Below are 24,050 nucleotides of genomic sequence, written 5' to 3' on the forward strand. Positions count from 1 at the left end.
ATCTTCGGCTGCCCGTCCGGCGACCAGCGCGACCTCGACTTCGCCAACAAATACGGCCTGCCGGTGATCCCGGTGGTGATGCCGGAAGGCGGCGACGCCAAGACCTTCCAGATCATCGAGGAGGCCTATGTCGACGACGGCGTGATGATCAATTCGCGCTTCCTCGACGGCATGAAGCCGGAGAAGGCCTTCGACGAGGTGGCCAGGCTTCTGGAAAAGAAGACAATCGGTAACCGGCCGATGGCCGAGCGCAAGGTGAACTTCCGCCTGCGCGACTGGGGCATTTCGCGCCAGCGCTATTGGGGCTGCCCGATCCCGATGATCCATTGCGAGGATTGCGGGGTGGTGCCGGTGCCGAAGGCCGACCTGCCGGTCAAGCTGCCCGACGACATCGAGTTCGACCGGCCGGGCAACCCGCTCGATCGCCACCCCACCTGGCGGCACGTCAATTGCCCGCAATGCGGCAAGCCGGCGCGGCGCGAGACGGACACGATGGACACGTTCGTCGATTCGTCCTGGTATTTCGCGCGCTTCACCGCGCCCTGGGCCAACGATCCGACCGACCCGAAGGCGGCCAATGAGTGGCTGGCGGTCGACCAATATATTGGCGGCATCGAGCACGCGATCCTGCACTTGCTCTATTCGCGCTTCTTCACCCGCGCCATGCGCGAGACCGGCCATCTCGATCTCGCCGAGCCGTTCAAGGGCCTGTTCACGCAAGGCATGGTGGTGCATGAGACCTACCGTGTCGGCGGCCCGTCCAACAACGGACGCTGGCTGTCGCCGAGCGAAGTCAGGCTCGAGGACGATGGCGGCAAGCGCCGCGCCGTCGACATCGCCACCGGCGAGGAGGCCGTCATCGGCCCGCTTGAGAAGATGTCGAAGTCGAAGAAGAACACGGTGAGCCCGGAAGAGATCACCGACGGCTACGGCGCCGATACCGCGCGCTGGTTCATGCTGTCGGATTCGCCGCCCGAGCGCGACGTCGAATGGACCGACGACGGCGCCGCCGGCGCGCATCGCTTCGTCCAGCGCATCTGGCGCCTGGTGTCGATCGCGGCCGAATCGCTGGCCGGCGTCAAGCCAGAGGCGGCGCGGGAGGGCGAGGCGGGCGCTGTCTCCAAGGCCGCGCACAAAATCCTCAAGGCGGTCGGCGAGGATATCGAGAAGCTCGGCTTCAACCGCGCCATAGCCCGCATCTACGAGCTGGCCAATGCATTGACCACGCCGCTCAACGAGGCGGCAGAAGGCAAGGCCGATGCGGCGCTGAAAGGCGCCTGCCGCGAGGCGGTGGAGATCCTAGTGCATCTGATAGCGCCGGTCATGCCGCATCTGGCCGAGGAGTGCTGGGAGACGCTGGGCGGCACCGAAATGGTCGCCGAACGGCCATGGCCGGTCTTCGATCCGGCGCTCGTCGTCGACAACGAGATCGTGCTGCCGGTGCAGGTCAACGGCAAGAAGCGCGGGGATTTGACAATTGCCCGCGACGCGGACCAAGGTGCGGTCGAAAAAGCGGTGCTGGCCCTCGACTTCGTGCAGAAAGCGCTGGAAGGTAAGGCGCCCCGCAAGGTGATCATCGTGCCGCAGAGGATCGTCAATGTCGTTGCCTGATTTCGGAAAGACGACGCGCTCGCTCCGCCGCACCGCGCTGTACGGCCTGGTCGCCTCGCTGGCATTGGTGTCGGCCTGCACCGTCAGGCCGCTCTATTCGAACGCGCCGCTTACCGCCGGCTCGACTGTCGGCGCCGCCGCCGAACTGGCGTCGATCTCGGTCAAGCCGGTCAAGACCCGCTATGCCCAGCAGGTGCGCAATAATCTGATCTTCGCGCTCGGCCAGGGCGCCGGCGAACCGGCTACGCCTGCCTATACGCTCGATCTCGGCGTCACCGAGCTGGTCGAATCGGCGGCCCTGGTGCAGATCCAGACCGACGAGGACGAACCGACGGCCGGCACGGTGACATTGACCGCGAATTATGTACTGCGGGACACCACCGGCACGGTCATCGCCACGGGCAAGCGCTCGGTGCCGTCATCCTTCGACCGGCCGCGTCAGGAATATGCATCTTACCGGGCGCAGATCGATGCCGAGAACCGCGCAGCGCGCGAGCTGGCGGACCTGCTCAGGCTCGCCGTCGCGCAGGACTTGATCAAGCACGGCAAGTAGGCCTGAGGCGTATTGATATTCAGGTGAGGCCGGCCTGCCTTCAAGTACGCTCCGCTCTGGCTCTCGGAAACCACCGTTCTCGGCGTGGCTTGACCTGACTCTCAACACACCCAAGCGCACAAGTATGCATTCACCAAAAAAGGCCGGTCGCCCGGCCTTTTTTCTTACCTGACGAGATCAGCCGATTTTCTGGCCGGTCTTGGCCCAGTCGGCGAGGAAGGCGGCGAGGCCCTTGTCGGTCAGCGGATGGCTGACCAGCGCCTTCAGCGTCGCCGGCGGCGCGGTGATGACGTCGGCGCCGATCAGCGCCGCCTGCTTGACGTGGTTCACAGTGCGCACCGAGGCGGTCAGGATCTCGGTCTGGAAGTCGTAATTGTCGTAGATCTGCCTGATCTCCTGGATCAGCTCCATGCCGTCCGAGCCGGTGTCGTCGATGCGGCCGACGAAGGGCGAGATGAAGGAGGCGCCGGCCTTGGCGGCGAGCAGCGCCTGGTTGGCGGAGAAGCAGAGCGTGACGTTGACCATGCGCTTCATCTCGGTGCGGATCGTCTTGCAGGCCTTCAGCCCGTCGAGTGTCAGCGGCACCTTGATGCAGACATTGGGGGCGATCTTGGCCAGTACCTCCGCCTCGGCCATCATCTGCTGGTATTCGGTCGCCACGACCTCGGCCGAGACCGGACCTTCGACGATGTCGCAGATCTGCTTGGTGACCTCGGCAATCTTGCCGCCCGATTTCAGGATCAGCGAGGGATTGGTGGTGACGCCATCGAGCAGCCCCAGATCGTTCAGCTCGCGGATTTCCTTGATATCGGCGGTGTCGACAAAAAATTTCATCGCGGTCTCCTGAAGATTTTCATGTGCATGACATGCAGCTTGGGGGTCGGCCTTTGCTCTAGACCAAAGTCGGGGCAAGGTCACGCCTCATGATGGAAGATTCGCCCTTTGTCGCCGCCGCGCCGGTGCTGGTGCCGATGCCGGCCGAGCGGCCCTACACCTATGCGGTGCCGGCCGGCATGCGCGTGGTGCCGGGCTCGATCGTGCGCGTGCCGCTGGGCCCCCGCCAGGTCGCCGGCATCGTCTGGGACGGCGCCGTCGAAACGGTCGACGCAAGGAAATTGCGGCCGATCGAGCTGGTCTTCGATTGCCCGCCGATCGACCGCGCGATGCGCCGCTTCGTCGACTGGATCGCGCAGTACACGCTGTCGGCCCCGGGCATGGTGGCGCGCATGCTGCTGCGTGCGCCGGAGGCCTTCGACCCGGAGCCCTGGATCGAAGGCCTGCAGCTCACCCTGGCTAGACCCGACCGGATGACCGAGGCGAGGGCGCGCGTGCTGGAGACGGCCGAGGGCGGCCTTGCCTGGACGCGCTCGGGCCTGGCGCATGCGGCCGGCGTATCGTCGGCGGTCATCGACGGCTTGCGGGCGCAAGGCGTGTTCGAGACGGTGATGATCCCGCCGCGGCCGGTGGTGGCAGCGCCTGATCCGGCCTATGCGCAGCCGACGCTGATGCCCGACCAGGAGGACGCGGCGGCCATGCTGCGCGCCGGCGTCGCGGCGAACGCCTTTGGCGTCACCCTGCTCGACGGCGTCACCGGATCCGGCAAGACGGAAGTCTATTTCGAGGCGGTGGCGGCGGCGCTCGACCAGGGCAAGCAGGTGCTGATCCTGCTGCCGGAAATCGCGCTGACGCACGCCTTCCTGGAACGCTTCCAGGACCGTTTCGGCGCCAAGCCGGCGGAATGGCACTCGGACCTGCCGCCGAGAATGCGCGAAAAAGTCTGGCGGCAGGTGGCGGAAGGCGGCGTGCGCGTTGTTGCCGGGGCGCGCTCGGCGCTGTTCCTGCCGTTCCCGGAGCTCGGCCTGATCGTCGTCGACGAAGAGCACGACCCCGCCTACAAGCAAGAGGACCGCGTCTTCTACAATGCGCGCGACATGGCGGTGGTGCGCGGCCACATAGGCGGCTTCCCGATCGTGCTCGCCTCGGCGACGCCGTCGGTCGAAAGCCGGGTCAATGCCAGCCAGGGCCGCTATCATCGGGCAGTGCTTTCGTCGCGCTTTGCCGAGGCGGCGCTGCCCGACTTGAAGTCGATCGACATGCGACGGGCGCCGCCGGCGCGCGGCGGTTTCCTGTCGGCCGTCCTGCTCGAGCAAATGGAGCGCACGCTAGGGAAAAAAGAACAGTCGCTGCTGTTCCTCAACCGGCGCGGCTATGCGCCGCTGACGCTTTGCCGTGTGTGCGGCCATCGCTTCGGCTGTCCGGTCTGCTCGGCCTGGCTGGTCGAGCACCGCTTCCGCGGCCAGCTCGTCTGCCACCATTGTGGGCACAATGAGCGGCGGCCGGAGTCCTGCCCGGAATGCGGCACGCTCGACCATCTCGTCGCCTGCGGTCCCGGCGTCGAGCGCATCGCCGAGGAGGTGGTGACGCATTTTCCGGACGCCCGCACCATCGTCTTGTCGTCGGACCTGATGGGTGGCGTGCGCCGGCTGCGGCTCGAGTTGGAAGCCATCGCCAATGGCGAGGCCGACATCGTCATCGGCACGCAACTCGTCGCCAAGGGCCACAATTTTCCCAATATGACACTGGTCGGCGTGGTCGACGCCGATCTCGGCCTCGCCAATGGCGATCCGCGCGCCGCCGAGCGCACCTTCCAGCTGCTCAGCCAGGTGACGGGCCGCGCCGGCCGCACCGGCAAGAAGAGCCTCGGTCTGCTGCAGACCTACCAGCCGGACCATCCGGTGATGCGGGCCATCGTCTCCGGTGACGCCGAGGCCTTTTACGAGCGCGAGATCGCCGAGCGCGAGCGGGCGGCGCTGCCGCCCTTCGGCCGGCTCGCCGGCGTCATCGTCAGCGCCGCGACGCGGGCCGAAGCGGAGGCGCATGCGCGCGGCCTGCGCCGCACCGCGCCGCAGGCGGCGGACCTGTTCGTGCTGGGCCCGGCCGAGGCGCCGTTGTCACTGCTCGGCGGGCGCCACCGCTTCCGCCTGCTGATCCAGGGCGAGCGGCGCGCCGACATGCAGGGCTTCATCCGCGCCATGCTGGCCGAAGGGCCGAAATTGCGCGGCTCGGTTCGGGTGCAGGTCGATATCGATCCGCAGAGCTTTTTGTGAGATTACGAAACTACTCCCGTGGACCAGTCTCAGCGAAGGGGTCCAGGTAGGGTACATCCAGAACCGCAAAATGCCGGACATTGGCCGTCAAGACTGAGAGGCCATTCAAACGAGCGGTCGCGGCGATCAGGATGTCCGCCAAGCCCGGGTTAAAGCCTCTGGCGAGAGCGGCATCCTCCAATTTGCCGGCTTCCCTCGCGATTGCCGTGTCGACTGGCAGAATGCGCTGGTCGAATTCCGCCAGCAGCCGTTCGAACCATTCGCCAATACGTGCCGCCTTCGAATTCGCGCCAGATCGCTTCAGCTTCGCAATGCCCTTTTCCACCTCCAGAACGACAATGGAAGACATATGCCATGAGCCGCGCGCCCGCTGTTCGGCAACCCATGTCTGAACGTGCGAGGGAAGGGGAGCACGGTCAGGTTCAAAGGCCGACAGGAACGACGTATCCAGCAGATAGCCAGTCAAAACTCGACGTCCCGGGACGGCGATTCGTTTCGCTCAAACTCGATGCCGCCGGGGTAATGAAGCAGGAAATCCACGAAGTCCTGCTGGCTGTTTTGCGGATAGAGCTTCTGCCCCTCTTCAATCGGGACAACCATGGCCGTTGGTTTGCCATGCTTTGTGATGACGGTAGGCTCACCATTCTCGGCGGCCTCGACGAGCGCTGAGAAACCTGCCTTGGCCTCCCGAACCTGCATCGTCTTCATAACTGCCTCCTTGTAGTCTCATGTGGTCATAATATAGGAATTGCTGGAAAGGAACAGCCACCGTGAAAACCCTCGGCCTCATCGGCGGCATGAGCTGGGAATCGACCGCCATCTACTATCGCCTGCTCAACGAGATCGTGCGCGAGCGGCTCGGTGGGCTGCATTCGGCGAAGCTGCTCTTATGGTCGTTCGACTTCGCCGAGATCGCCGAGCGCCAGCATGCCGGCGACTGGCAGGGCGCGGGCGTGCTGCTCGTCGAGGCCGCGCGCAAGCTGGAGGCGGGCGGCGCCGAGGGCCTGGTGGTCTGCACCAACACCATGCACAGGCTGGCGGACGAGGTGCAGGCGGCGGTGTCGATCCCCCTGATCCACATCGCCGATGCTACGGCGGTCGCGGTCAGGGATGCCGGCGTCAGGCGGCCGGCGCTGCTCGCCACGCGCTTCACCATGGAGCAGGATTTCTACAAGGGCCGGCTTGCCGAGAAGTATGGCCTGCACCCGGTGGTGCCCGGCCAGGCCGGCCGCGGCATGGTACACCGGGTGATCTATGACGAACTCTGCCAAGGCATCGTCAAATCCGAATCGCATGCGGCCTATGTCGAGGAAGTTGGCCGCCTGCGGCGCGATGAGAACATCGACGGCGTCATCATGGGCTGCACCGAGATCACCATGCTGATCGGCCAGGCGGACTTCGACATTCCGGTGTTCGACACCACGCGCCTGCACGCCGAGGCGGCGGTCGCATTCGCCCTGTCTTGATACGCCTTCCTAAAGTTCCGGCGCCATCTGGCGCGCGGCTTTTCCTCCGCTAGAATGCCCCGGTTTTCAAACAGGCATTTACGAGGGGGCAAGATGGAATTTGCGTTTCCGTGGCCGATGAGCCAGGGCGAGTGGCTGGCATGGTCGAGCGCCGTGGCGACCTTGCTCATCGGCCTGTTGCTGTTCCTGGCGCCGAACCTCGCTTTCAGGATCCTCAGGCTGCAGGCCAGGCCGGAGAAGGCGGCGGCGATCGCCGAGGGGCGCGGCCGCATGTCGGGCTTCTATCTCGGCGTCAGCCTGTGCTGCATCCTGCTCGCGCAGCCGCTGCTTTACATGGCGCTCGGCTTCTCCTGGCTGTTCACCGCTTTCGGCCGTTTGCTGTCGATGATGTCGGACGGCGCCAACACCCCTTTCAATTGGGCTTCCATCGTGGTTGAACTGGTGCTGGCGGCGTTGCCGCTGGCCTTTGCTTTCGGCTTTTTGCCCTGAATCACCGACTAATCCGCCGCTTGCGGCCGGGCTCTACCGCCGGATGCGACAAAAGTGCCTGAAAACCATGCCGGACGACGCATTGCGGTCTTAAAAGGCCTGTGCTAGACGGCAATCGACTTTCGGCCGGGGATAGCGGAAGCCGCGCCTCCGTGCTTGGAAAAATGCAGTAAGGTCAAAGATTTAGCCAGAGTTCTCGCTCGCGCCAACAATCTGCGGCCTGTCAGACAAGAGAAAAGACGGTCCGTGGCTCAATCGTCATCGCCAATCTCAGCTGTCGCAGAACGCTATGCGGGTTCGCTGTTCGAACTCGCGCTGCAGGCAAATTCGGTCGCCCAGGTCGAGGCCGACCTCACCAGTTTCGAGGCGCTGCTTGAAGGCAGCGCCGATCTTTCCCGGCTGATCAACAGCCCGGTGTTCTCCAGCGAGGATCAGGCCAAGGCGATCGCCGCGATCGTCGCCAAGGCAAAGCTCGGCGGGCTCGCCGGCAATTTCCTGCGCGTCGTCGCCAAGAACCGCCGCCTGTTCGCCGTGCCCGGCATGATCAAGGCTTTCCGCCGCATCGCCGCCGATCATCGTGGCGAGGCTTCGGCCGAGGTCACCTCGGCGCATGCGCTGACGGCGGCGCAGGAGACCGAACTGAAGGCGGCGCTGAAGGGCGTTGCCGGCAAGGACGTGGCCATCACGGTCACCGTCGACCCGTCGCTCCTCGGCGGGCTGGTGGTCAAGATGGGCTCGCGCCAGATCGATACGTCGCTCAAAACCAAACTCAATTCGCTCAAGCTTGCACTGAAAGAGGTCGGCTGATGGACATCCGCGCCGCGGAAATTTCCGCAATTCTGAAAGACCAGATCAAGAATTTCGGCAAGGAGGCCGAGGTCTCCGAAGTCGGCCAGGTGTTGTCCGTCGGTGACGGCATCGCCCGCGTCTATGGCCTCGACAATGTCCAGGCCGGCGAAATGGTCGAATTCCCGGGCGGCATCCGCGGCATGGCGCTCAACCTCGAAGCCGACAATGTCGGCGTCGTCATCTTCGGCAACGACCGCGACATCAAGGAAGGCGACACCGTCAAGCGCACCGGCGCCATCGTCGACGTTCCGGTCGGCCCCGGCCTGCTCGGCCGCGTCGTCGACGCGCTCGGCAATCCGATCGACGGCAAGGGCCCGATCAAGGCGACCGAACGCAAGCGCGTCGACGTCAAGGCGCCCGGCATCATTCCGCGCAAGTCGGTGCACGAGCCGATGTCGACCGGCCTTAAGGCCATCGACGCGCTGATCCCGGTCGGCCGCGGCCAGCGCGAGCTGGTCATCGGCGATCGTCAGACCGGCAAGACCGCGATCATCCTCGACACGATGCTGAACCAGAAGTCGGTGCACGACAACGGCCCCGAGGCGGAGAAACTCTACTGCGTCTACGTCGCCGTCGGCCAGAAGCGCTCGACCGTCGCGCAGTTCGTGAAGGTGCTGGAAGAGCGCGGCGCACTCGACTACTCGATCATCATCGCCGCAACCGCGTCCGACCCGGCGCCGATGCAGTTCCTGGCGCCGTTCGCCGGCTGCACGATGGGCGAGTATTTCCGCGACAACGGCATGCATGCCCTCATCAGCTACGACGACCTGTCGAAGCAGGCAGTCGCCTACCGCCAGATGTCGCTGCTGCTGCGCCGCCCGCCGGGCCGCGAAGCCTATCCGGGCGACGTCTTCTACCTGCACTCGCGCCTGCTTGAGCGCGCCGCCAAGCTCAATGATGACAACGGCAACGGCTCGCTGACCGCGCTGCCGGTCATCGAGACGCAGGCCAACGACGTGTCGGCCTACATTCCGACCAACGTGATCTCGATCACCGATGGCCAGATCTTCCTTGAGACCAACCTGTTCTTCCAGGGCATCCGTCCGGCGGTCAACGTCGGCCTGTCGGTGTCGCGCGTCGGCTCGTCGGCGCAGATCAAGGCGATGAAGCAGGTTGCCGGCTCGATCAAGGGCGAGCTCGCGCAGTACCGCGAAATGGCGGCCTTCGCGCAGTTCGGCTCCGACCTCGACGCCGCCACGCAGCGCTTGCTCAACCGCGGCTCGCGCCTGACCGAGCTCCTCAAGCAGCCGCAGTTCTCGCCGCTCAAGACCGAAGAGCAGGTCGCGGTGATCTTCGCCGGCGTCAACGGCTACCTCGACAAGCTGGCGTTGAACCAGGTCGGCAAGTTCGAGCATGGCCTGCTCAGCCACATGCGCTCGGCCGGCAAGGACGTGCTCGACGCCATCCGCAAGGAGAAGGCGCTGTCGGACGATCTGCGCGCCAAGCTGAAGGCCGAGATCGACGCCTTCGCCAAGACCTTCGCCTAAGAAGAAGCCGGACGGACGGGATCAGGTTTGAAGCATGCCTTCATTAAAAGACCTTCGTAACCGTATCGCCTCGGTCAAGGCGACGCAGAAGATCACCAAGGCGATGCAGATGGTCGCCGCGGCGAAGCTGCGCCGCGCGCAGGAAGCGGCGGAAGCAGCGCGTCCCTATTCCGAGCGGATGGGCGCGGTGCTGGCCAACATCACCCAGGCGATCGGCGGCGGTGGCGATGCGCCGGCGCTGATGACCGGCACCGGCAGGGACGACGTGCATCTGCTCGTCGTCTGCACGGCCGAGCGCGGCCTGTGCGGCGGCTTCAATTCGCAGATCGCCCGCCTCGCCCGCGACCACATCCGCAAGCTCCTGGCCGACGGCAAGCAAGTCAAGATCATCTGCGTCGGCAAGAAGGGCTACGACATACTGCGCCGCGACTATGCCTCGCTGATCATCGACCGCGTCGACCTTCGCGAAGTGCGCACGCTTGGCTTTGCCAATGCCGACGCGATCGCCAAGAAGGTCATCCACCTCTTCAACGAGGGCGGCTTCGACATCTGCACGCTGTTCTATTCGCAGTTCAAGTCGGTGATCAGCCAGATCCCGACGGCGCAGCAGATCATCCCGGCGGCCGCCGCTTCGGCCACCGCCGAGGCGACCAACGGCGCCAACGCCGTCTACGAATATGAGCCGGAGCCGGGCGAAATCCTCTCCGATCTCATTCCGCGCAACATCTCGGTCCAGATCTTCCGCGCGCTGCTCGAAAACGCAGCCGGCGAGATGGGCGCCAAGATGAGCGCCATGGACAATGCGACGCGCAACGCCGGCGACATGATCAACAAGCTGTCGATCACCTACAACCGCCAGCGGCAGGCGCAGATCACCAAGGAATTGATCGAAATCATTTCGGGCGCCGAGGCGCTCTAGTCGCGTGCCCATGTGGAGGTCGCTGACCTCCATGCGGAAATCGCGAGAAACAGAAAGACGAAAAAGGGCAAAGACGATGGCGAAAGCAGCTACCCCGAAGACCGCCGCCAAGGCGGCACCGGCCCCCAAGGCGGCGGCACAGGCTCCGGCAGCGGCCGCGAAGGCCGCTCCAGCCAAGAAGGCGGCGGCACCGGCAAAGGCCGCGCCGGCCAAGGCGGCGAGCGTCGCCGTCAAGAAGACCGGCGCCGTCGGCAAGGTCCGCCAGGTCATCGGCGCCGTCGTCGACGTGCAGTTCGCCGACCACCTGCCGGCGATCCTGAACGCGCTGGAAACCTCCAATGTCGGCAACCGCCTCGTGCTCGAAGTCGCTCAGCATCTCGGCGAGAACACCGTGCGCTGCATCGCCATGGACTCCACCGAAGGCCTGGTCCGCGGCCAGGAAGTCTATGACACCGGCGCGCCGATCTCGGTGCCGGTCGGCCCCGGCCTGCTCGGTCGCATCATCAACGTCATCGGCGAGCCTGTCGACGAGGAAGGCACGGTCGACGGTGTCGAACAGCGCGCCATCCACCAGCCGGCTCCGGCCTATGTCGACCAGTCGACTGAAGCGCAGATCCTGGTCACCGGCATCAAGGTTCTCGACCTGCTCGCTCCTTACGCCCGCGGCGGCAAGATCGGCCTGTTCGGCGGCGCCGGCGTCGGCAAGACGGTGCTGATCCAGGAACTGATCAACAACGTCGCCAAGGCGCATGGCGGCTTCTCGGTGTTCGCCGGCGTCGGCGAGCGCACCCGCGAAGGCAACGACCTCTATCACGAGTTCATCGAATCGGGCGTCAACAAGAAGGGCGGCGGCGCTGGCTCCAAGGCCGCTCTCGTCTATGGCCAGATGAACGAGCCGCCGGGCGCGCGCGCCCGCGTCGGCCTGACCGGTCTCACCGTCGCCGAATATTTCCGCGACCAGGGCCAGGACGTGCTGTTCTTTGTCGACAACATCTTCCGCTTCACGCAGGCGGGCTCGGAAGTGTCGGCGCTGCTCGGCCGTATCCCTTCGGCCGTGGGCTACCAGCCGACGCTCGCCACCGACATGGGCGCGCTGCAGGAGCGCATCACGACGACGACCAAGGGCTCGATCACCTCGGTCCAGGCGATCTACGTGCCGGCCGACGACCTGACCGACCCGGCGCCGGCGACCTCGTTCGCCCACTTGGACGCCACCACCGTGCTCAACCGTGCGATCTCGGAAAAGGGCATCTACCCGGCCGTCGATCCGCTCGACTCCACCTCGCGCATGCTCGATCCGATGGTCGTCGGCGAGGAGCACTACCAGGTGGCGCGCCAGGTGCAGTCGATCCTCCAGCGCTACAAGTCGCTGCAGGACATCATCGCCATTCTGGGCATGGATGAGCTGTCGGAAGAGGACAAGCAGACCGTTGCCCGCGCCCGCAAGATCGAGCGCTTCCTGTCGCAACCGTTCTTCGTCGCCGAAGTGTTCACCGGCTCGCCGGGCAAGCTGGTCGACCTCGCCGACACCATCAAGGGCTTCAAGGGCCTCTGCGCCGGCGACTACGACCACCTGCCGGAAGCCGCCTTCTACATGGTCGGCGGCATCGAGGAAGCGGTCGAGAAGGCCCAGCGCCTGGCGGCTGAAGCGGCATAAGAAGCGAATAGCGAATAGGGAGTAGCGAATAGGAATACCAGCGCGGCGGATTTGTTCTTACTACTCGCTACTCGCTATTCCCTACTCGCTAATTTGATCATGGCTGAAGCTTTCAAGTTCGAACTGGTCTCGCCGGAGCGCCTGCTCGTTTCCGAGCAGGTCGAATCCGTCGTCATCCCCGGCGCCGAAGGCGAGATGACCGTGATGGCGCTGCACGCGCCGGTCATGACCACGATCAAGCCGGGCGTCGTCACGGTGAAGACGGTTGCGGGCAAGGAAGAACGCTATGTGGTGTTCGGCGGCTTCGCCGACATCGTGCCTTCCGGCTGCACGCTGCTTGCCGAGTCGGCGGTGGCGGTCGGCGACATCGATCGCGCGGATGTGGCACGCCGCATCCAGGAGGCGAAGGAAGACGTCGCCGACGCCAAGGACGACCAGGGCCGCAGCAAGGCAGAGCAATTCCTTAGCCAGCTCACCACGCTGGAAGGCGCCATCCTGCCGGCCTGAGATCAGGCTTCCACCGGAGATTGCAAAAGCGGGCTTGCCCCGCTTTTTTGTTTGGTGGACAGTCCGGCTGCCTTTGCGTGGGGGGGGGCCGATGACGCAGCAATCAGACCAGCCAGAAATAGCGCCGCGATCCAGGTGGTCGACGGCGCTGGTGTCGGCCTTTGGCGGGCCGTTCGGCGGGTTTCTCTGGATCGGCGCCGGAAGGCTGGCGCTTGCCGTCCTGATTGTGTTCAGCGCCCTCGGCGTCGCGACTGTCTATATCGGGTTTCCGGTGCTGCCGGGCGCCGATCTTGCCGGGCTGGCCAATTTCTCAGGGTTCGTGTTGATGATCCTGTGGATGGCGCTCGTCGTGCCCTTCGCGCATCGCTTCAAGCCGGACAAATGGTATGCGCACGGGCTTTCGGTGCTGGTGCTCGTCCTGCTCACCTCGTCGGTGCCGGCCTTGCTGATCCGATCGTTCCTGTTCCAGCCGTTTTCGATTCCCTCCGGCAGCATGGTGCCGACACTGCAGGAAGGCGACTATCTCTTCGTCTCCAAATTCGCCTACGGCTACAGCCGCTACAGCGTGCCGTTCAATTTGCTGCCAATCGAAGGACGTGTGCTAGGCGCGGAACCCAAGCGTGGGGATGTGGTGGTCTTCAAATTCCCGTCCGACCCAAGCATCGACTATATCCAGCGGATCGTCGGCTTGCCGGGCGAGAAGATCCAGATGGTCAACGGCGCGCTCCACATCAACGATGTGCCCGTTGGTCTCGAGGATGCCGGCACGTTCCCGTACGAGGAGATGTCGCAGCCGGCCAGGCTTCAGCGCGAGACCTTGCCAGGCGGGGTCAGCCATTTCGTTCTCGACCTGACGGACAATTCGATTGGCGACAACACGCGCGTGTTCGAGGTGCCCGAGGGCCACTATTTCGTGCTTGGCGACAATCGGGACAATGCTTCCGACAGTCGATTCACCGTCGGATTCGTCCCTTACGAAAACCTCGTCGGCAGAGCAGCGCGGCTGTTCTGGAATTCAAAGGGCACCGGCTATTCGTCCCGGCAAACACTGGATGGCTCGGCTGTGGAATAGGCGAGCCATCCGTGGGTGGAACTGCAAGTCTATTCTTGCCGTTCGCCCTCTATGCCAAGCGCGGCGAAGGCCAGGGTGGGGCCGTCCCGGCGCAGGTGGACGAGATGGACAGCCACGAGTTCAATCAATGTCTGGCGCTCGGCGTGGTCCCTGGCAAAGCCAGCGAGATCGAACACCGCCGTCACCGTTTCGTTTGCCGGCAGTTGCTGGCTCAGAAGTTCCGTCAGCGCCGCGTCGAGCGGATCCGTGAAACGGGCTTCCGGCAAGGCCTTGCCGCGCGCCGCGCAGGCGGCGATCCAGGCGGCCACCACCAGGGTGAGATGGACCATTTCGGTGCCGGCTTCCAGGCACTCCAAGACTGACGCCACGATGCGCTGCGGCAGTTTCTGGCTGCCGTCATTGGCGATCTGCGCGGTACGATGGGCAAGCGCGGTGTTCGAAAAACGTTGGGCGAGTTCCGCCGTGTAGGCGCTGGTGTCGAGCCCGGCGTCCTCGGGCAGCGTCGAAATGGCCTCGGCCCACAGGCGATCGACGAACTGCCGGATCGCCGGATCGGCGAAGGCGCGGTCGACGGTCGCGTGGCCGCTGAGCAGGCCGAGATAGGCGATGCCCGAATGCGCGCCGTTGAGCAGTCTCAGCTTCATGTCCTCGAAGGGGCCGACATCGGCGACCATGGTGACGCCGAATTTTTCCCAGGCCGGCCTGCCGGCCGGAAAATCGTCCTCGACGACCCATTGGCAGAACGGCTCGGTCATCACCGGCCAGGCATCCTCGACGCCGAGCTCGACCGCGATGCGTGCCCGGTCGGCATCGGTGGTCGCCGGCACGATGCGGTCGACCATGCTCGATGGGAAGGCCACTTCGTTTGCAACATGGCTGGCAAGAGGGGCATCGCCCGGTGGGGCGAGCTGGACATCGCCCTGTCGGGCGAGCTGGACATCGCCCTGTCGGGCGAGTCCTGCATCGCGCAGCATCGCGAATTCGGCCAGCAGCCGGTGCAGCGTGGCGCCGTTGGCCGGCAGGTTGTCGCAGCAAAGCACGGTGAAGGGCGGCGTGCCGGCGGCGCGGCGGCGCGCCAGCGCTTCCGTGAGGAAACCATGCGCCGTGCGCGGCGATCCCGGATTGGCCAGATCGTGGACGATGTCGGGGTGGGTTTCGTCGAGCCGGCCGTCGGCTGCCCTCAGATAGGCCTTTTCGGTGATGGTCAGCGTGACGATGCGGGTGCGCGGGTCGATAAGCGCCGCCAGCACCGCGCCTGGGTCCTCGGGCGCCACCAGCATCGACTGGATCGAGCCGATGACGCGCAGGCTCTCGCCGCCGCTGTCGCGGATCGCCAGCGCGTAGAGCCCGTCCTGTGGCGCCAGCGCATCGCGCGTGTCGGCGCTGCGCAGCGAGACGCCGACAATGCCCCAGTCACGCTCTCCCGCCGCCAGGCAGTCGTCGACATAGGCGGCCTGATGGGCGCGGTGGAAGGCGCCGACGCCGAGATGGACAATGCCCGGCGCGATGTCGTCCCGATCATAGGCTGGAACCGAAACCTGATTTGGCAAGGACCGCAGCGTCCCATCGGAGAGGCGGCCGTGGGTCATGGCACCAAACACGCTGAGAGGTTTCGGCGGAGCGGCATTTTGATGTCCCGTGCGATGGATCCGATGCGGGGTATCATCTGTTCCCCGCTGCCGCAAGCAGGCTCAGGAACGCCGTTCGCGTTGACATCACTCCTGTCCGACCATACCGGTACTCCCTCCTGGAGGAGCCGTTATGTCCACGATCGCGCTGACCGATCCGGATCTGCTGTTCCCGTCGGAAGCGAATGCGCGCTCGCTGGGCCGCGCGCCATATGCCGGCGTGGAAAAGCTGCCGTCAGCCCGCACGGCCTTACCGATCGGCTCTAGAATGTGTTGTGCCTTCCTGGCGCGACTCGTCGCCGAGCACCGGCTGTGCGAGGTCGAGGCGCATGAGTTGGCAGGCGAACTTGCCTATGCGCTCGCCAAGAAGGCCTATCGGGTTGGGCGCGATCACGAAGGCACGGCGCCATCGATGACAGACAGGTGTTGGACATCATGAGCAGGACAGAGCCCGACCTTTCCGCCTTCAGCCTTGCCGGCAAACGCGTCCTGGTCACCGGCGCCAACACCGGCATCGGCCAGGGTATCGCGGTGTCGGTCGCGCGTGCCGGCGGCGCGGTGATCGGCGTCGGCCGCTCGGCGATGGATGAGACCGCCGAAAGGATAGAGGCGGCCGGCGGGAGCATCGAGGCGGTGCGCTGCGACCTTGCCGACTCGACCGCCGCGCAGGCGATGCTCGATCGGGTCTGGCGCGACAGCGGACCGCTCGACGGCCTGGTCAACAATGCAGGTATCATAAGGCGAGCCGATGCGGTCGAGTTGACCGAGGCCGACTGGGACGACGTCATCGACGTCAATCTGAAGACGGTGTTCATGCTCAGCCAAGGCTTTGCCCGGCATGTGCTTGCCGAACCCGGACGGCGCGGCAAGATCGTCAACATCGCTTCGGTGCTGAGCTTCCAGGGCGGCATCCGCGTCGCCTCCTACACGGCCTCGAAGCACGGCGTGCTCGGCATCACCCGGTTGCTCGCCTGCGAGTGGGCGCAGAAGGGCATCAACGTCAACGCCATCGCGCCGGGCTATATCGAGACCAACAATACCGAGGCGCTGCGCGCCGATCCCGATCGCCGCGCCTCGATCATGGCGCGCATCCCGGCCGGCCGCTGGGGCCGGCCGGAAGACATTGGCGACGCGGCCGTGTTCCTGCTGGCGCCGGCGTCCGACTATATGCATGGCGCCGTGGTGCCGGTGGATGGCGGCTGGCTGGCGCGCTGAGAGAGGCGAGATGACCGTGACGAAGATATTCTCGCATGCCGGCGAGGCTGCATGGACGCCGACGCCGGACGGCAACCGCCGGCGCGTGCTCCTCCACACGGACGAGCTGATGATGGTCGAGTTCGGCTTCGACAAGGGTGGCGTCGGCGCGCTGCATTCGCATCCGCATGTGCAGGCGAGCTACGTCGCCGAAGGCCGCTTCGAGGTGACCGTCGACGGCCGGACCGAAGTTCTGGAAGCCGGCGGCAGCTTCATCGTTCCGTCCAATATGCCGCACGGCGTCAGGGCGCTGGAGGCCGGGCGCCTGGTCGACAGCTTCACGCCGCACCGAGCCGATTTCCTCGGCTGATTTTTCTGACCGTAATCTAGCGCGGCAAGGCGTGGTCGCGTCGGCTCGCGGCGAGCAAGCGATGGGTGGCTTCGATAATCGCCTCGGCCGGCGTATCGGAGACTTTCGCCGATCGCCCGCGCCTAGGCGCGGTGACCACCTCGACGGTGTTCGACAGCGGCCGCCAACGTTCCATGTTAGCGCCATTGTTGATGATCACCGCCGGGGTCATGACGGTGGCGAACAGATGCCCCAGACCGCCTTCCATGCCGACATAGGCGGCCGCCATTTCGCCGAGCGCAAGCAGCAGGTCGCTGAATGCTTCGGCATCGAGCCCAAGCTCCGGGCCGACCAGTTGAAGACGGGGTTCCTTCGCGGCAAGGGTCTGCGGGCTCGGTCCGCTGCCCGGGGTGACCAGATAGAGCACCCGGCAGCCGGCATCGATGAGGTTGCCGGCGACGGCGGCGACCTGAGCGTCGCTCATGAACTTGTTGCCCTTGGCGTTGCCGCCAAGAAGGATGAGCGGACGCTGGTCCGCGCCGCGCAACTGACGCGCCATGGCGCGGGCAGCCTTCGGAACGTCCAGCCTGTGGTCGAATGGCAGATGCCTGCCGGCCAGCCGCTCCACCAGCCGATGGTAGCGCCAGGCATTGTGTTCGGGACGCAGCGTCCATCTGACGCCCGCACGCCAGGACAGCATATAGCCGGCAAAATTGGGCTCGTAGCGAACGCCGCGGCCGATGAGCTGCAATCCGGTCACCAGCAGGCCGGGCACGCCGGTGCGGAAATCGACGAGCGTCGTTTGCCCGCCGCGCGGCTTGAACTCGGCGAGGACAGCCGAAAGCGGCGTCACCGCCCTGAAATCGTCGATGAGGGAAGCGACGTGCTTCCGCAAGACACCGGTGAGCGAGGAGTTGCCCATTGTGCCATAGACGATGTGGCTCTGCGGGAAGGCCGTTCTTGCGGCCCGCAGTGCCGGCAGCCTCAGCAATCCGTCGCCGAGGGCATCGTTGCGGGCGTAGAAGATCAGCAGCGGTGCGGTCGAACCCATGCCAGTGCGGAATCCGTGACTCAGGGCGGAAATGGGTGGCCTCGATCGAGGCGCGCTCTGGTCCGGCCGCTGATACTGAAGCCGTCCTGGGGAGTCAAAGGCGATCTGCCGCGCACGGAAACAGAAAACCCGCGCCTCCGGGGAGGCGCGGGTATGTTGCCTGGGCGCGTGTGGCGCCGCGGTACTCAAAACATCACCGCAGGACTGGGACGGTGCCGCAACATGGTGAAGATAGGTTTAACGCGGGCTCGAATGAGGTTCACGGCGACGCTCCCGCCTGTGGATAAGCCAGGCCATTTGCAGGCACCTGAAAATGCACGTATCTGACCATGTTCGTGGGCGGAGAGGCAAAGCTTGAACGAAGGCCGGAAAGAGGCTTGTCAGCCCGGGACTCGCGTCGTTCTGGCGGTTCGGCGACATGGGCCCATCATCACGCCGGGCATGCTGCCGGGCGACGATGGCGACAACATCAACGGCCCGTCGCTGATCAGGGTACCCGACTGGCTGCCGGGCCGGCTCGGCGCCTACTATCTCTATTTCGCCCACCACACGGGCACGTATATCCGGCTCGCCTACGCGGATTCGCCGCAGGGTCCGTGGCGGGTCCATCCCGGCGGGGCGCTGTCGCTCGAACAATGCCCGTTCCTGCGAGAGCACATCGCTTCGCCGGACGTGCATGTCGATGATCAGAGCCGCCGCCTGGTCATGTATTTTCACGGACCGACCGAGGCCGGCGGCCGTCGCCAGACGAGTTTTGCTGCAACCTCGCCCGACGGCATCCATTTCGAGCCCCGTCCGGAGCCGCTCGGGCCATCCTATGCGCGGATCTTCCGCCACGGTGGCTGGTGGTACGGGCTTTTCGGCACCGGCACCGTCACGCTGTCGCGCTCCAGCGACGGGCTTTCGGGCTTCGAGCCGGGCCCCGTGTTGTTGCCTGCCTCGGGCCGCCGTCTCTCCCCCAGGCATGTCGCCGTGCAGACATGCGGCGAGCGGCTCAGGGTCTACTACACGCGCCGGGGCGATGCGCCGGAGCGGATCCTCCACGGGACCGTCGACCTCGCGCCGGACTGGCAACGCTGGAAGGTGCGGGGCAAGACCGAACTGCTGCGGCCGTCATGTGGATTCGAAGGCAATGGCGAGCCTGTCCGGCGCAGCCGGACGGGGCTGGCAAGAGGCCGGGAAAACGCCTTGCGCGATCCGGCGATCTTCGAGGAGGACGGCCGGACATGGCTGCTCTATGCCGCCGCCGGCGAGAGCGGCATAGCGCTGGCCGAAATCCATTCGATGCCGGAGCGGATGGCGGACCGGCTTGCCAGAACCATTCGCCGGGTGGCCTCGCCGCTGTCGGAACGGCTTCGACGCCTCGGGATCCGGACCAAGCAGCCCAGGCGGATATTCATAGCCGGCTGCGCGCGCAGCGGAACCACGCTCGCCCGCCGGCTGATGGGCTGTTTCGACGACACCTATGTCCATGAATTCGAATCGCCCTTTCCAAAGCTGCTCGAACTGAAACGCCCGCATGCCAGTCTCGTCGTCAAGCGCACTGCCCAAAGCCACGAGCAGCTATGGCAACTGCCCGCCGGCATCGGCCTGATCTATTGTGTGCGCCATCCTTTCGACGTGCTGACCAGCGCGCATCCGCAGACGGTGCATCTGCGCCCCTTTCATGTCACGACCGAACGCTGGGGGGCGGAGTATGCCGGCTTGAACCGGTTGCGCGAGGCCCAGCCGGCGCGCAAGATCCTCTACCTGCGCTATGAGGATCTGATTGCCGAGCCGGATGCCGCGCAGGCGAGGATCTCCGGCGCGTTCGGCCTCGCGCCGGCGATCCGCTTCAGCGCCGATGCGGATAATCCGATCCGCGCCACCTCGTTGCGGAAATGGGAACGCAATGAGGCGCTCAGGACCTATCTCCAGGGTCTGCCGCCGGCCTTCCTCACCCGCGTCGAGATGTTCTGCCGCGAATTCGGTTATGAGTTGCCGTCAGATCTGAACGCCGGAAAGGGCGAACGTGGACAGTGAGTCGCGTCATCGAGCGCCTGCAGCGGCGCATGATCCGCCCGCTGGCAGCCGACCAGAACGCAGGCGGAACACGCGGCGGGTGGCGCTCGGGCGATCTTGCCTTTAAGACCATCGCCTCGACCAAACCGGGGACCATCGGGTGATGCATAGATCGGCGGCGAGCGTCCCGGCGGATGCACGGGATGCCAAGCATCGCGTCCTCAAGGACGTGTTCGGCTACGACGATTTTCGCCCCGGCCAGGCCGCTGTGATGGAAGCGCTGCTCAACGGCCGCCATGTGCTGGCGGTGATGCCGACCGGCGCCGGCAAATCGCTCTGCTACCAGGTCCCGGCGCTGGTGCTGGGCGGGCTCACCATCGTCGTGTCGCCGCTGGTGGCGCTGATGCAGGACCAGGTCGCGGCGCTGCGTCTGGCGGGTGTGGCCGCCGACACGATCAATTCCTCGCTCGACCGCGAGGCCAATGTCGCCGCCTGGCGCCGTGTCGCGTCGGGCCAGACGCGGCTGCTCTATCTCGCGCCGGAGCGGCTGATGACCGAGCGCATGCTCGATGCGCTGGCCAGGCTCGACGTCCGCCTGATCGCCATCGACGAGGCGCATTGCATTTCGCAATGGGGGCCAGCGTTCCGGCGCGAATATGAAGACCTGTCGCGGCTCGGCGGCATCTTCCCGGATGTGCCCGTCATCGCGCTGACGGCGACGGCGGACGAAGGGACTCGCGCCGACATCGAAGCCCGGCTGTTCTCCGGGCGCGTCGAGACCCTGGTGCTGGGCTTCGACCGGCCGAACATCAAGCTTGCCATCGAGGCCAAGCAGGACAGCAAGCGCCAGTTGCTGCGCTTCATCGAACGCCATCCAGGGCGCAGCGGCATCGTCTATTGCCTGTCGCGCAAGAAGACGGAGGAGGTGGCGGCCTTCCTCGAGAAGAACGGCGTCACCGCGCTCGCCTATCATGCCGGCATGAGCAAGGACGCGCGTGAAGCGAATCAAAACGCCTTCATGACGCTCTCCGGCGTCGTCATGGTGGCCACCATCGCCTTCGGCATGGGCATCGACAAGCCCGACGTCGCCTATGTCGTCCACACCGACCTGCCCAGCAGCCTGGAAGCCTATTACCAGGAGATCGGCCGCGCCGGCCGTGACGGCCGGCCGGCAGAGGCGCATATGCTGTTCGGCCTCGGCGACATCCGCACGCGCCGCATGTTCATCGACGATGAAGATGCGGCGCCCGAGCACAAGCGCCGCTCGCATGGCCGGCTCGACACGCTGATCGGCTATTGCGAGACGGCGCAGTGCCGGCGCCAGGTGCTGCTCGGCTATTTCGGCGAACTGGCCGAGCCGTGCGGCAATTGCGACAACTGCCTCGAGCAGGTGCCGCGCGCCGACGGCAGCGCCGAGGCGCGGTTGATCCTTGCCGCCGTCGCCCAGAGCGGCGAACGTTTCGGCGCCGCCCATGTCATCGACATCCTGCTCGGCCATGAGACCGAGAAGGTGCTGGCCAGGAGCCACCAAAGGCTTGCCAGCTTCGGCAGCGGCATGGCGCACAAGCGGCCTGCGTGGCTGTCGCTGATCCGCCAGCTCGTCGCAGGCGGGTTTCTCGTGCCCGATCCGGCCGGCCATGGCGGTATCGCCATCTCCGACAGCGGCCATGTGCTCGGTCGCGGCGAGGGCTCGTTCGAGTATCGCGTCGAGACCCGGCACCGCTCCATGCGCGGCAAGGCGCGCTCCGCCGAGGGTGGCGGAGCGGACATGGAAGGCGTGGATGCCGCGCTACTCGCCACGCTCAAGACGCTGAGGCTGCGCCTGGCTAAAGAACGCCAGGTGCCGGCCTATGTCGTCTTCTCCGACCGCACGCTGATCGACATGGCCGACCGCCGCCCGCGCGACCTCGACGCCTTCGCCGAGGTGAACGGCGTCGGCGAGGCCAAGCTGAGGGAGTTCGGCGAGGTCTTTCTCGAAGCTATCGCGGGGCATCGCGCGGTCTAGGTCAGGCGCAACCGCCGAGACCGAGGGACAAACTCCCGGGCCGCGGACGCCCTGTCTGCCCAGACCACGTCCGGCGATCGCAACCGCGCATTCCGGCCGGCAGTTGCCGAACGCCGATCGGCAGGAGCCACGTTCCGCTGAATTTTTCCCCCGCCGCGGCGAAATTCCGACAAAGGCTGTGCCGGAAAAGCTCTAGGTACGACGCTGCTGGAGGAACCAGCGCAGGTTTTGAGGGCTGTCAGCCCCAAGTGGAATGCACGAATGACGATAATCATCGACAATGCCGCAAATTGGCGCGACATCGCGCGCGTGGGAGACGGCGAAAAGCTGGCGTTGGCGCCGGCCGCCTGGGATCGCATCGCGCATGCGAACCGCATCGTGGCAAGCCTCGTCGAAAAGGGCATCCGCGCCTATGGTGTGAATACGGGCGTCGGGGCGCTTTCGAGCCAGGTGGTGGCGCCGGCCCTCCAGGAGAAGCTCTCGCGCAACATCATTCTCAGCCACGCTTGCGGCGTCGGCGAACTGGCGCCCGAACGCGGCATCCGCGCCATCATCGCCGTGCAGGTGGCAAACTTCGCGCATGGCCATTCGGGCGTGCGGCCTGAGATCGTCCGCAATCTGCTCACCTTCCTCGAGCGCGGCTGCATTCCGGAAGTTCCTTCTCGGGGATCCGCCGGATATCTCACGCACAATGCCCATATAGCGCTGGTGCTGATCGGCGAGGGCATGGCAAGGGTCGCCGGGCGCAGGATGAACGGTCGCGAGGCTTTGGCCGAGATCGGCCTCGAGCCGCTGGTGCTGGGCGCCAAGGAAGGTTTGAGCCTCGTCAACGGCACGGCGTGCGCAACCGGCCTGACAAGCATCGCGGTGGCTCGCGCCGAGCGTCTATTGGGTTGGGCCGATGCCGCCGCGGCGCTCACGCTGGAGGCCGCCGGCGGGCAGATGGCGGCCTTCGACGAAGATGTGCTTGCCATGCGGCCTTCGCCCGGCATCCAGTCGGTTGGCGCTTCATTGCGGCGCCTGCTCGACGGCAGCGGGCTGATCGCGGCTGCGCATGGCAGTCGCACGCAAGACGCCCTCAGCCTCCGCGCGGTGCCGCATGTGCATGGCGCGGCGCGTGAGGTGCTGGAGCGTTCCGCGCAACTGGTCGATCGTGAACTGGCTTCGGTAACCGACAATCCCATCGTATCCGGCTCGCTCGATGACCCGCGGGTGTTTTCGCAGGCGCATCCGGTCGCGGCCGCGCTCGGGCAGATCGCCGACGGGTTGACGATTGCGCTGGCGCAGGTTGCCGCCATGAGCGAACGTCGCATCGACCGCCTGGTCAATCCGCTGGTCAATAATCTGCCGGCATTTCTGGCGGCGGAAGGCGGTTGCAATTCGGGCTTCATGATCGCCCAGTACACCGCCACTTCGCTAAGCAACGTCAATCGGCGCCTTGCCGCGCCGGCAGCAACCGACGGCGGCGTCACATCCGGCTTGCAGGAAGATTTCCTGGCGCACCCGACGGTGGCGGCCAACAAGCTCTTGGCGGTCATCGACAACGCCGAATATATTCTGGCGATCGAACTCATGGCAGCCGCGCAAGCGCATGATTTCCTGTCAGACCGCGCGGCACGGGCGCCAGGCACCGACGCCATCTATCGCGCCATCCGCCAGCGCGTCGCGCACTACAGCGACGACCGCCCACTGTCCTGGGACATGGAAAGGCTGCGCGATTTCATCCGCGAGGCCGATGTGGGCCAGTGAAAAGCAGATATCGGGAGAGGCTCCGAGCCGCCCGCCTGCGCCAAAGCTTCGGAGGGGCAACCTGCTTCGCGATAGAGCGGGCTGTTCCGCGAAGCTCGGAGTGCGAGCAGGCTGGCGGAGAGGGAGGGATTCGGTTTCACGCCTATCCTGCTGAAAATGCTAATCTTTTCGCGCTTTTTGTTACGCAGTTTGTTACACTGCTACAACTGCGATTTACAATCGCTCTTTTGAGCTCGCCTGCCCAATCCATCTTATCTGTCGAAACCGACGCAATGGCGCGGCGGTGGATTGGGTCACTCTGTCATAGTATCCGCGCTTCATTAAGTTGACGATGCCGTTTAGACTCGGAGCTGATC

At 65.5% G+C, this 24,050-nt stretch carries 23 protein-coding genes; 18 read left to right on the forward strand and 5 right to left on the reverse strand.

Going from position 1 to position 24,050, the window contains the following annotated elements; translation table 11 throughout:
• Positions 1 to 1,611: leucine--tRNA ligase (locus EOA33_RS00750; protein WP_127404724.1), on the forward strand; the 1,611-nt coding region annotated here is incomplete at its 5' end.
• Positions 1,598 to 2,164 carry an LPS assembly lipoprotein LptE gene (gene lptE / locus EOA33_RS00755; protein WP_126057597.1) on the forward strand — a complete coding sequence of 189 codons (567 nt, stop codon included), beginning with the start codon at positions 1,598 to 1,600 and terminating at the stop codon, positions 2,162 to 2,164. The genes EOA33_RS00750 and lptE, both read left to right, overlap by 14 nt.
• A gap of 177 nt (positions 2,165 to 2,341) precedes the next feature.
• On the opposite strand, the gene fsa is transcribed toward lptE, so the two are convergent.
• The gene (fsa, locus tag EOA33_RS00760) at positions 2,342 to 2,998 is read right to left on the reverse strand and encodes a fructose-6-phosphate aldolase (RefSeq protein WP_126057598.1); all 657 of its coding nucleotides are present in this window, start codon (positions 2,996 to 2,998) and stop codon (positions 2,342 to 2,344) included.
• Positions 2,999 to 3,087: 89 nt separating this feature from the next.
• Here fsa and EOA33_RS00765 point away from each other — a divergent pair, with 89 nt between their 5' ends.
• Entirely contained in the window at positions 3,088 to 5,271 is a 2,184-nt protein-coding gene (locus EOA33_RS00765) for a primosomal protein N' (protein ID WP_126057599.1), read from the forward strand.
• Positions 5,272 to 5,281: 10 nt separating this feature from the next.
• Here the strand turns inward: EOA33_RS00765 and EOA33_RS00770 are convergent, their stop codons facing one another.
• Both EOA33_RS00770 and EOA33_RS00775 read right to left on the reverse strand, forming a co-directional pair.
• Entirely contained in the window at positions 5,282 to 5,737 is a 456-nt protein-coding gene (locus EOA33_RS00770; RefSeq protein WP_126057600.1) for a type II toxin-antitoxin system VapC family toxin, read from the reverse strand.
• Positions 5,734 to 5,979: a type II toxin-antitoxin system Phd/YefM family antitoxin gene (locus EOA33_RS00775; RefSeq protein ID WP_126057601.1), complete on the reverse strand. Its 246-nt coding sequence runs from the start codon at positions 5,977 to 5,979 to the stop codon at positions 5,734 to 5,736. The genes EOA33_RS00770 and EOA33_RS00775 overlap by 4 nt, the downstream gene beginning before the upstream one ends.
• 62 nt (positions 5,980 to 6,041) lie before the next feature.
• Between EOA33_RS00775 and EOA33_RS00780 the strand changes: the two genes are divergently transcribed.
• From EOA33_RS00780 to lepB, 8 genes are all read left to right on the forward strand, one after another.
• Positions 6,042 to 6,737 carry an aspartate/glutamate racemase family protein gene (locus EOA33_RS00780; RefSeq protein WP_127404725.1) on the forward strand — a complete coding sequence of 232 codons (696 nt, stop codon included), beginning with the start codon at positions 6,042 to 6,044 and terminating at the stop codon, positions 6,735 to 6,737.
• A 93-nt stretch (positions 6,738 to 6,830) separates the two neighbouring features.
• A complete protein-coding gene (locus EOA33_RS00785) occupies positions 6,831 to 7,226 on the forward strand; it encodes a DUF4345 family protein (RefSeq protein WP_126057603.1) in 396 nt (131 codons plus the stop codon).
• 246 nt (positions 7,227 to 7,472) lie between these two features.
• Complete coding sequence (locus EOA33_RS00790; protein ID WP_126057604.1) at positions 7,473 to 8,033, forward strand: F0F1 ATP synthase subunit delta; 561 nt, start codon at positions 7,473 to 7,475, stop codon at positions 8,031 to 8,033.
• On the forward strand, positions 8,033 to 9,562 hold the full coding sequence (atpA, locus tag EOA33_RS00795) for a F0F1 ATP synthase subunit alpha (RefSeq protein WP_127404726.1): 1,530 nt from the start codon (positions 8,033 to 8,035) through the stop codon (positions 9,560 to 9,562). Before EOA33_RS00790 ends, atpA begins: the two co-directional genes overlap by 1 nt.
• Before the next feature lie 34 nt (positions 9,563 to 9,596).
• Positions 9,597 to 10,481, forward strand: a complete 885-nt coding sequence (locus EOA33_RS00800) for a F0F1 ATP synthase subunit gamma (protein WP_127404727.1) — start codon at positions 9,597 to 9,599, stop codon at positions 10,479 to 10,481.
• Between the two features lie 76 nt (positions 10,482 to 10,557).
• Positions 10,558 to 12,138, forward strand: a complete 1,581-nt coding sequence (gene atpD / locus EOA33_RS00805) for a F0F1 ATP synthase subunit beta (protein WP_127404728.1) — start codon at positions 10,558 to 10,560, stop codon at positions 12,136 to 12,138.
• Positions 12,139 to 12,237: 99 nt separating this feature from the next.
• Positions 12,238 to 12,645, forward strand: coding sequence for a F0F1 ATP synthase subunit epsilon (locus tag EOA33_RS00810; RefSeq protein WP_127404729.1), 408 nt, complete (start codon positions 12,238 to 12,240; stop codon positions 12,643 to 12,645).
• A 325-nt stretch (positions 12,646 to 12,970) separates the two neighbouring features.
• Positions 12,971 to 13,717: a signal peptidase I gene (lepB, locus tag EOA33_RS00815; protein WP_348628205.1), complete on the forward strand. Its 747-nt coding sequence runs from the start codon at positions 12,971 to 12,973 to the stop codon at positions 13,715 to 13,717.
• Between the two features lie 29 nt (positions 13,718 to 13,746).
• On the opposite strand, the gene EOA33_RS00820 is transcribed toward lepB, so the two are convergent.
• Positions 13,747 to 15,306 (reverse strand): mannitol dehydrogenase family protein, encoded by a 1,560-nt coding sequence (locus EOA33_RS00820; RefSeq protein ID WP_127404730.1) that lies wholly within the window; start codon positions 15,304 to 15,306, stop codon positions 13,747 to 13,749.
• 172 nt (positions 15,307 to 15,478) lie between these two features.
• Between EOA33_RS00820 and EOA33_RS00825 the strand changes: the two genes are divergently transcribed.
• From EOA33_RS00825 to EOA33_RS00835, 3 genes are read left to right on the forward strand one after another with little or no spacing between them, the layout of a single operon-like run.
• Positions 15,479 to 15,784 (forward strand): hypothetical protein, encoded by a 306-nt coding sequence (locus EOA33_RS00825; RefSeq protein WP_127404731.1) that lies wholly within the window; start codon positions 15,479 to 15,481, stop codon positions 15,782 to 15,784.
• Positions 15,781 to 16,560, forward strand: coding sequence for a 2-dehydro-3-deoxy-D-gluconate 5-dehydrogenase KduD (kduD, locus tag EOA33_RS00830; protein ID WP_127404732.1), 780 nt, complete (start codon positions 15,781 to 15,783; stop codon positions 16,558 to 16,560). The genes EOA33_RS00825 and kduD overlap by 4 nt, the downstream gene beginning before the upstream one ends.
• A 10-nt stretch (positions 16,561 to 16,570) precedes the next feature.
• Entirely contained in the window at positions 16,571 to 16,909 is a 339-nt protein-coding gene (locus EOA33_RS00835) for a cupin domain-containing protein (RefSeq protein WP_126057611.1), read from the forward strand.
• Between the two features lie 16 nt (positions 16,910 to 16,925).
• Here EOA33_RS00835 and EOA33_RS00840 read toward each other — a convergent pair whose 3' ends face one another.
• A complete protein-coding gene (locus EOA33_RS00840) occupies positions 16,926 to 17,939 on the reverse strand; it encodes a glycosyltransferase family 9 protein (protein WP_127404733.1) in 1,014 nt (337 codons plus the stop codon).
• Between the two features lie 441 nt (positions 17,940 to 18,380).
• Here EOA33_RS00840 and EOA33_RS40145 point away from each other — a divergent pair, with 441 nt between their 5' ends.
• The 4 genes from EOA33_RS40145 (at position 18,381) to hutH (ending at position 23,694) form a co-directional block, all read left to right on the forward strand.
• Positions 18,381 to 19,961, forward strand: a complete 1,581-nt coding sequence (locus EOA33_RS40145; protein ID WP_245482189.1) for a hypothetical protein — start codon at positions 18,381 to 18,383, stop codon at positions 19,959 to 19,961.
• A complete protein-coding gene (locus EOA33_RS38800; RefSeq protein ID WP_189347473.1) occupies positions 19,958 to 20,104 on the forward strand; it encodes a hypothetical protein in 147 nt (48 codons plus the stop codon). Before EOA33_RS40145 ends, EOA33_RS38800 begins: the two co-directional genes overlap by 4 nt.
• Positions 20,104 to 21,945 (forward strand): DNA helicase RecQ, encoded by a 1,842-nt coding sequence (recQ, locus tag EOA33_RS00850; protein ID WP_127404737.1) that lies wholly within the window; start codon positions 20,104 to 20,106, stop codon positions 21,943 to 21,945. Before EOA33_RS38800 ends, recQ begins: the two co-directional genes overlap by 1 nt.
• Positions 21,946 to 22,206: 261 nt before the next feature.
• Positions 22,207 to 23,694 (forward strand): histidine ammonia-lyase, encoded by a 1,488-nt coding sequence (gene hutH / locus EOA33_RS00855; RefSeq protein WP_127404734.1) that lies wholly within the window; start codon positions 22,207 to 22,209, stop codon positions 23,692 to 23,694.
• Positions 23,695 to 24,050: the final 356 nt, after the last annotated feature.

The organism is Mesorhizobium sp. M4A.F.Ca.ET.050.02.1.1, from assembly GCF_003997725.1.
Lineage (GTDB): Bacteria > Pseudomonadota > Alphaproteobacteria > Rhizobiales > Rhizobiaceae > Mesorhizobium.